Annotated in this window: 4 protein-coding genes; 2 read left to right on the top strand and 2 right to left on the bottom strand. The window is 72.8% G+C overall.

Annotation, left to right across the window (positions count from 1 at the left end; all coding sequences use genetic code 11):
* Together ACZ7DL_RS38710 and ACZ7DL_RS38705 are read left to right on the top strand one after the other, a co-directional pair.
* On the top strand, nt 1–3,474 hold a 3,474-nt coding region (locus ACZ7DL_RS38710), incomplete at its 5' end, for a type I polyketide synthase (protein WP_470781720.1).
* Between the two features lie 28 nt (nt 3,475–3,502).
* Nucleotides 3,503–4,519, top strand: a complete 1,017-nt coding sequence (locus ACZ7DL_RS38705; protein ID WP_470781718.1) for a spirocyclase AveC family protein — start codon at nt 3,503–3,505, stop codon at nt 4,517–4,519.
* Nucleotides 4,520–4,578: 59 nt separating this feature from the next.
* On the opposite strand, the gene ACZ7DL_RS38700 is transcribed toward ACZ7DL_RS38705, so the two are convergent.
* Together ACZ7DL_RS38700 and ACZ7DL_RS38695 are read right to left on the bottom strand one after the other, a co-directional pair.
* On the bottom strand, nt 4,579–5,979 hold the full coding sequence (locus tag ACZ7DL_RS38700) for a cytochrome P450 (RefSeq protein WP_470781716.1): 1,401 nt from the start codon (nt 5,977–5,979) through the stop codon (nt 4,579–4,581).
* A gap of 149 nt (nt 5,980–6,128) precedes the next feature.
* A partial coding sequence (locus tag ACZ7DL_RS38695; RefSeq protein ID WP_470781715.1) for a type I polyketide synthase occupies nt 6,129–8,252 on the bottom strand: 2,124 nt, incomplete at its 5' end.

Below are 8,252 nucleotides of genomic sequence, written 5' to 3'. Positions count from 1 at the left end.
ACCGTCTCCGGCGACACCGACGCCCTCGACGAACTCCTCACCCACTACACCGACACCGACATCCGCGCCCGCCGCATCCCCGTCGACTACGCCTCACACTGCCCCCACACCGAAGCCATCAAGGACGACATCACCGACCAACTCGCGGACATCACACCCAAGGCAAGCACAATCCCGTTCTACTCGACGGTCGACAACACCTGGCTGGACACCACCCACCTGAACAGCCACTACTGGTACCGCAACCTCCGCTCACCCGTCCGCTTCACCCAGGCCATCACCGCTCTCGCCTCCGAAGGCCACGACACGTTCATCGAGGTCGGCCCGCACCCGACCCTCATCCCCGCCATCGCCGACCACGGCGAACACCTCACCGCGATCGGCACCCTGCGCCGCCACGACAACGACACCCACCGCCTGCTCACCTCCCTCGCCCAGGCCCACACCAGCGGCCACACCGTCACCTGGACCACCCACCACCCCCACCCCACCCACCACCTCGACCTGCCCACCTACCCCTTCCAACACCACCACTACTGGCTCCACACCCCACCCGGCGCAGCAGACCTCACCGCCGCCGGAGTACAGACCAGCGAACACCCCCTCCTCGCCGCCACCGTCCACCTCGCCGACGGCAGCCGACTCCACACCGGCCGCATCTCCCTCCACACCCACCCCTGGCTCGCCGACCACACCATCACCGGCACCACCCTCCTCCCCGGCACCGCCCTCCTCGAACTCGCCCTCCATGCCGGCCACCGGGCCGGTTGCGAGCAGGTGGACGAACTCACCCTCCACACACCGCTCGTCATCCCCGACTGCGGTCACGTCGAGCTCCAAGTGGCGGTCGCGGCCCCCGACGACGACGGCCGGTGCGCCTTCACCGTCCACTCGCACGGCGTCACCGACGCGGACACCGAAGACCTGTCGGAGCGCGCGTGGACGTGCCACGCCACCGGCACGCTCTCCGCGGCGACCGCCTCCGCCGCTCCTGGTACCGCCGCCTGGCCCCCACCGGCCGCTCAACCGCTGGAGCTGGACGGCCTCTACGACCTGATGGCGGAGGCCGGGCTGGCCTACGGGCCGGTGTTCCGGGGGCTGCACGCCGCCTGGCGCGACGGCGACGGCATCGTCGCCGAGGTGCGTCTGCCGCAGGAGGCGTCGGCCGACGCGTCGGAATTCGGGGTGCACCCGGCCCTGCTGGATGCCGCCCTGCATGTGACGGCGCTGGCGTCGGCGGCCGACTCCGCGGGCGACGGCTCGTCGGGGAAGGGTCGGTTGCCGTTCGTCTGGACCGACGTAGCGTTGTTCACGCGGAGCGGCACGGTGCTCCGCGTACGGGTCGAGGCGTGCACGCCGGACGCATGGGACACGGTGTCCATCACGGCCGTGGACGAGGACGGTCGCCCGGTGCTGTCGGTCGGGTCGCTCGCCCTGCGGCCTGTCTCGCCCGACCAGCTCAGGGCGGCTGGAGGGGGCGTCGGGCAGGGGTCGCTGTTCCACGTGCAGTGGGTGCCGACGGCGCCCCCCGCCCACTCCCCCTCCGTACCGGAACTGCCCTGGGCCGTGATCGACACCGGCGCGGGGGTCGCGGGCCTGGCCCACGCGGGCATGAGGCCGTACCACGGCATCGACGATCTGATCACCGACCTGGACGACGGTGCCCCGGTCCCCGCCGTGGTGGTCCTGGGACCGGCGCCGGATCCTGCCACCACCAGCGACCCCGTCGGCGCCGTCCAGGCGGTGGCCGCCCAGGCCCTCTCCGTCGTCCAGGCCTGGCTGGCGGAGGAACGCCTGGCCGACAGCCGTCTCGTGGTCGCCACGTCCGGCAGCGTCGCCGCCGTAGCCGGGGACGAGGTGGCCGACGTACCGGGTGCGGCAGTCTGGGGTCTGATGCGTTCCGCGCAGTCGGAACACCCGGACCGCCTCACATTGCTGGACTGCGCGAGCGGCACCTCCGCCACACCGGACCTGCTCGCCGCGGTCCTCGCCTGCGGCGAGCCGCAGCTCGCCGCGCGTGCCGGGACGCTGTACGCGCCTCGGCTGGCCCGCCCGCGACAAGGCACCGCGACCGCACCCGTTCCCCGGCCGCTGCCGGCCCACGGCACGGTGCTGATCACCGGCGGCACGGGGCTGCTCGGCCGCCTGGTCGCCCGGCGTCTGGTGGAGGAGCACGGCGTCCGCCATCTCCTGCTCGCGAGTCGGCGCGGCCCGGCAGCCGAGGGTGTGGAGGCGCTGACGAGCGAGCTGCGGGAACGGGGCGCGACGGTCCGCGTCGCCGCGTGCGACACCGCAGACCGGGCGCAGCTGGAAGCCTTGCTCGCCGGCGTTCCGCAGGAGCATCCGCTGAGTGCGGTCGTGCACGCTGCCGGCGTACTGGACGACGGCGTTCTGACCTCGCTCACCCCCGACCGGTTGGCGGCCGTCCTGCGGGCCAAGGCGGACGGGGCGCTCCTGCTGGACGAGCTGACTCGCCGTCACACGTTGTCCGCCTTCCTCCTGTTCTCCTCGGCGGCGGGCGTTCTCGGCTCGCCGGGGCAGGGCAACTATGCGGCCGCCAATGCCGTCCTCGACGCCCTCGCCCACCGGCGCCACGCTGCCGGGCTGCCCGCCCTCTCCCTGGCCTGGGGACTGTGGGCGGAGGGCAGCGGTATGACCGGGCATCTCGGCAGCGGCGACCACGACCGGCTCAACCGGGCGGGTATGGCACCACTCCCGACGTCTGACGCCTTGGAACTGTTCTCCACTGCACTGTCCTCGGCGGAGCCCTTCCTCGTCCCGGCCCGTTTCGACCTGCGCGCCGCTCGTTCCCGGGCCGCATACGGCCCGCTGCCGCCGCTGCTGCGCGGCCTGGTCCGCCTACCCGGCGCCCGCGAGGCTCGGGGAGCGGTCGACCGGGCGCGGCCGGGTGGTGCGGACGAGGCGGAGCGGCTGCGTGAGCGGCTGGCCCGGCAGAGCGAGAGCGAGCGCCGGGGCACCTTGCTGCGGCTGGTGCGTTCGCACGTGGCGGCCGTGCTGGGCCACGACGGCACGGAGGCGGTGGCCGAGTCGCGGGCTTTCCGCGAGCTGGGCTTCGACTCGCTCACGGCCGTGGAGCTGCGGAACCGGCTGAAGGTCGCCACCGGGCTGGCCCTGCGGGCGACGCTCGCCTTCGACTTCCCGACGCCGGTGGCGCTGGCGGAGCACCTGGGGAGTCGGCTGCTTCCGCCGGACAGCGCCGCGTCCACGGCGGGCGCGGCGGAGCTGCGCGGACTGTTGTCCTCGATTCCGATCGACCGGCTACGGAAGGCGGGCCTGCTCGATCGCCTGCTCGAACTCGCGGCCCCCGCACCGGGTTTCTCCGACAGCGCGGCGGCAGAGCCCACCCCGAGGTCCGTGTCGATCGAGGACATCGACGCCATGGACATCGACAGCCTGATCGATCTGGCCCACGACGACGGTACCGATGCCGACCCGGCCCCGTCCGAGGGCTGACCCGACGTTCACGGATGCGAGAGAATACATGACGCAGCAGTTACCCCCACACGGCCAGGCCGCCGTGACGCCCGGCCTCAATCAGGGCGCCGCGGAGCGGGACCGGATGTGGTCCGCCGGCCGCCGCCGACCCGTGCTCGGATGGGCCGCGGCCGGGTCGGTGTTTCTGGCCCTCCAGATCTACGTGTTCGTCCGCTGGGCCGCCGACGGCGGCTACCACCTCGTCGGCGTGCCGGGCCCGGGCGGCGGGCAGCTCGGCCACCGGCGGATCGTGGACGTCCTCTTCCCGGCGCTGTCGGCGGCGGGTGTCCTCGCGGTGGGGTTCTGGCTCGTCCGGGGGTGGCGGGCCGAGCGTCGGCTGTCCTTCGACGCGCTGCTGTTCACCGGGGTGTTGTTCGCGGGCTGGCTGAGCCCGCTGATGAACTGGTTCCACCCCGTGCTGATCGCCAACACCCACGTGTGGGGCGCGGTGGGCTCGTGGGGCCCGTACGTGCCGGGGTGGCGGGGGTTGCCGCCCGGGCAGGAGGCCGAGCTGCCACTGGTGACGTTCAGTCTGTGTTCGACGGTGCTGCTGGGCGTGCTGGGGTGCTGTCAGGTCATGACGCGGGTCCGGGACCGGTGGCCCGGGGTCCGGCCGTGGCAACTGGTCGGAGTGGCCTTCCTCGCGGCGGTGGCCTTCGACCTGTCCGAGCCGTTCGTCTCCTTCGTCGGAGTCTCCGTCTGGTCGCGGGCACTGCCGGCGGTCACCCTGTGGAGCGGCGCGTGGTACCAGTTCCCGCTGTACCAGCTCCTGGGCTCGGGCCTGGCGAGCGGCTCGCTGAGTGCGCTCCGGTTCTTCCGCGACGAACGTGACGAGACGGCGGTGGAGCGCGGCACGTGGCTGCTGCCGGACCGGGTGCGGCCGTGGGTGCGGTTCCTGGCCGTGATGGGCGCCGTCAACACGGTGATGCTGGGCTACTCCGTCCTCCAGGCGATCCTGTCGCTGGTCGGCGGACAACCGCCTGCGGCGCTGCCGGGCTTCTTCGGTCCACCGGCCGCCTACTGATCACACGGAAGGGGCCCGCTGGCGGGCCCCTTCCGTGTGCCGTGCCGCACCCTCGGCAGTCAGTCCCGGGACGCCGCTGTCGCGGAGTCGGGGTCGGAGTCGGAGACAGGGGCGGGGTCGTGCGAGGTGGCCGGGGTGCGGGGTTCGGCGATCATCCGCAGGCGGTTGGGGAAGACGTGGGTGGCCTTGGCCACCGGGCGGACCACGTCGCCGGGTACGGGACGCAGGCGCCAGCGCGAGGCGATCACCGCGACCGCCACGGCCGTCTCCATGAGGGCGAAGTTGTCACCGATGCACTTGTAGGTGCCGAGCGCGAACGGGACCCAGGCGCCCTTCGGCACGTCTCGCGTCGACTCCTTCGACTCCCAGCGATCGGGGTCCAGCCGCTCCGGGGCGCGGTACCAGCGGGCGTCGCGCTGGAGCGCGTACGAGCTGTACATGATCTCCACGTCGGCCGGCACTTCGTGTCCGCCGAGCCTGACCGGCCGCACGGTGCGGCGGGAGCCCACCCAGCCGGGATACAAGCGCAGCGCCTCCTTCACCAGGCGCTGTGTGTACGGAAGGAGCGGCAGGTCCGCGCTGGTGGGCAGCCGGCCGGCGAGGACGGTGTCGAGTTCGGCGTGCAAGCGCTGTTCGAGGACGGCGTCGTGGGCGAGCTCGTGGAAGATCCAGCAGGTGAGGGCGGCCGGTCCGCCGATCCCGGCGACCGCGAGCCCCATGATCTCGTCGTGCACCTCCTGGTCCGTCATGGTGCGCCCCTCGGCGTCCTGCGCGCGCAGCATCATCGACAGCAGGTCGCCGTGGTCGCGGCCGTCGGCCCGGTAGGCGGTGACCGCTTCCCGGATGGCCGCGCTGGTGCGGCCCATGTTGCGTTTGGCTGCGGTGGGCAGGACGGTGTAGAGCTTCGGGGCGATCGCGCTCAGCCGGGCCACCTTCAGGATGTCTTGCCCCGTGACGCGCAGTTCCGCCTCGGCGGTCGCCCCCAGGTCGGACCGGAAGAGCGCCTTCGTGATCATCGCCAACGACAGTTCGCCGGCGGTCTTCTGCACATCCACCACCTGGCCGGGCCGCCACGAGTCGGCGGTCTCCCGAGCGGCGGCCGTCATACCGACGACGTAGCGTTTGAGCTGCTCCCGCTGGAATCCGGGCTGCATCAACCGCCGCTGTCGGCGGTGCGGTTCCCCGGCCACGGCTACCAGAATCGGGCCGATGAAACGGCTTGCGCCGGCCGCACCCTTGCTCCGGGTGAAGTCGGTCGCGTTCGACACCAGCATGGTCCGGACGAGGTCCGGGTGCGTGGCGAAGTAGACGGTATGGGGGCCGAGACGAAGCCGGACGAGGTCGCCGTGGTCCGCCACGGACGACAGAAAACCCAGCGGATTGCGGATGAGCGCCGGCAGGTGACCGAGGACCGGCCAGGCACCGGGCGCCTCGGGGATGCTCGACGGAGTCGCGGACACTGCTGCTCCTTACGGGAGAAGAGCCGGGTGAGGCTGCGGAAGGGGTGGGGGTGGAGTGGGCGGCGGGGCCCAGGGCGGTGGGCCACCGGTGGGCGGGGCGGGCCGCGGTGCCAGTCCGCGCCGGCCACCGGTGGGGGCGGGCCGGGGCGTCAGTCCGCGCCGATCTCGCCGTCGATGAGCGCGAACACCTCCTCGTCCGTCGTATCGGCGAGGTCCGGGCGGAGCTCCTCCGTTCCACCGAGCGTCTGGGCGAGCGAGCGGAGCCGCGAGGCCAGACGGGTGCGGGCCGACTCGTCCAGGGCGGCTCCGCCGGAGGGCGGCGACACGGCGGAGGAGAGTGCCTCCTCCAGTCGGCCGAGTTCAACGAGCAGGGACTGCTCGGGAGAGGTCGCGGACGCGGCAGCACTGTCCGGGAGCAGCCGGGTCCGCATATGCCGGGCGAGGGCGGCCGCGGTCGGGTGATCGAACACCAGGGTGCTGGGCAGGCGCAGTCCCGTCGTCCGGGCGAGCCGGTTGCGCAGTTCGACGGCGGCGAGGGAGTCGAAGCCGAGGTCCCGGAAGGCGCGGTCGGGCTGGATGGTGTCGGGGGTGGGATGGCCGAGGACGGCGGCGATGTGGGTGCGGACGAGGGTGAGGAGGGTGTCGTGCTGCTGGTCAGGGGTGAGGGCGCCGAGGCGTTCGGCGAGGGTCGCGTCGTGCTCGCCGGCGACCGGCCGGTTGTGGGTGGTGCGTGGTCGGCGGGTGGTGGTGGGGGTGAGGTGGGTGAGTAGGGGTGGGATGGGGTGGGTGGGGCGTAGGTCGGCGGGCAGGAGGGCTGCGTGGTGGCTTGTCATGGCGGTGTCGAGGAGGGCGAGTGCGTGGGGGGTGGTGAGGGGGTGCAGGCCGGAGCGGGTGATGCGCCGGTGGTCGCCGGTGTCGAGGTGTCCGGTCATGCCGCTGGTCTCTTCCCACAGTCCCCAGGCCAGGGAGAGGGCGGGCAGACCGGCGGTGCGGCGTTGGTGGGCCAGCGCGTCCAGAGCGGCGTTGGCGGCGGCGTAGTTGCCCTGCCCGGGAGAGCCCAGGACGCCGGCGGCGGAGGAGAACAGCACGAACGCGGACAGGTCCATCTCCCGCGTCAGCTCGTCCAGATACCGGGCCGCCTCCAGCTTCGGCCCCAGCACCCGGCCGATCCGTCCGGCGTCCAGACCGGTGACGGTCGCATCGTCGAGGATGCCGGCGGTGTGGATGACGGCTGTCAGGGGCCGGTCGGCGGGAATCCGGGCCAGCAACGCCGCCAGCTCCTCACGGTCGGCGACATCGCATGCCTCGATCGTGACCGTCGCGCCCGCGGCGGTGAGTTCGGCCGTGAGGTTTTCGGCTCCGGGTGCGTGGGGGCCGCGCCTGCTGGCCAGCACCAGGTGGCGCACGCCGTGTGTGGTGACCAGGTGACGGGCGACGGCCGAGCCGAGAGTGCCGGTGCCACCGGTGATCAGCACGGTCCCGGCCCGACCCCACGACACGGCACCCGCCAGCTCGGCCTGCACCGGCACACGCACCAGACGAGCCGCCAGCAACCGCTCGGCACGCACCGCCAGTTGCGGCTCGCCGCAGGACAGGGCGGCCGCGACCGGGACGTCGCCGATGTCGTCGGTGTCGAGGTCGAGGAGGACGAACCGGTCCGGGTGTTCGGACTGCGCGGAACGCACCAGCCCCCACACCGCCGCCCCCGCCACATCCACCACACCCTCACCCGGGCCGGTCACGACCGCCCCCCGCGTCACCACCACCAACCGGGCACGGTCCGGATGGCCCTCTGCGAGCCACTCCTGCACCACCTGCAACGCGGCGGCGCTCACCTCAGCGACCTCACCACGCGGGCACTCCCACACCACAAACTCCGGCACGACACCATCAGCCCGCGCCTGGCAGGGAACCCACTGCACTTCGAACAGCGTCCCGCGCCCGGTGGCGGTCCCGAGTCCGTCGGTCGGCAGGGGGCGCAGGGTGAGTGAGTCCAGGGACAGGACCGGTGTTCCCGTCTCGTCGGCCATGTGGAGGCGGACGGTCGTAGTGGAGTTGTCGGTGGGCGTCATGCGCACCCGCAGCCTGGTCACGCCCCGGGCGTGCAGGGCGGCACCGCTCCACGCATGCGGCAGGCACTCCTCCGAAGCCAGCAACCCGGCCACCTGAACAGCAGCGTCCAGCAGTGCCGGATGGATCCCGAACCCTGCCACGCCTGCCAGCGCCCCGTCGGGCAGCCCGACCTCGGCCACCATCTCCTCACCACAGCGCCA

It is taken from the genome of Streptomyces sp. NPDC036984 (assembly GCF_055607665.1).
Note: the sequence above shows the minus strand (reverse complement) of the source record. Positions and strands in the feature narration are given on the sequence as shown.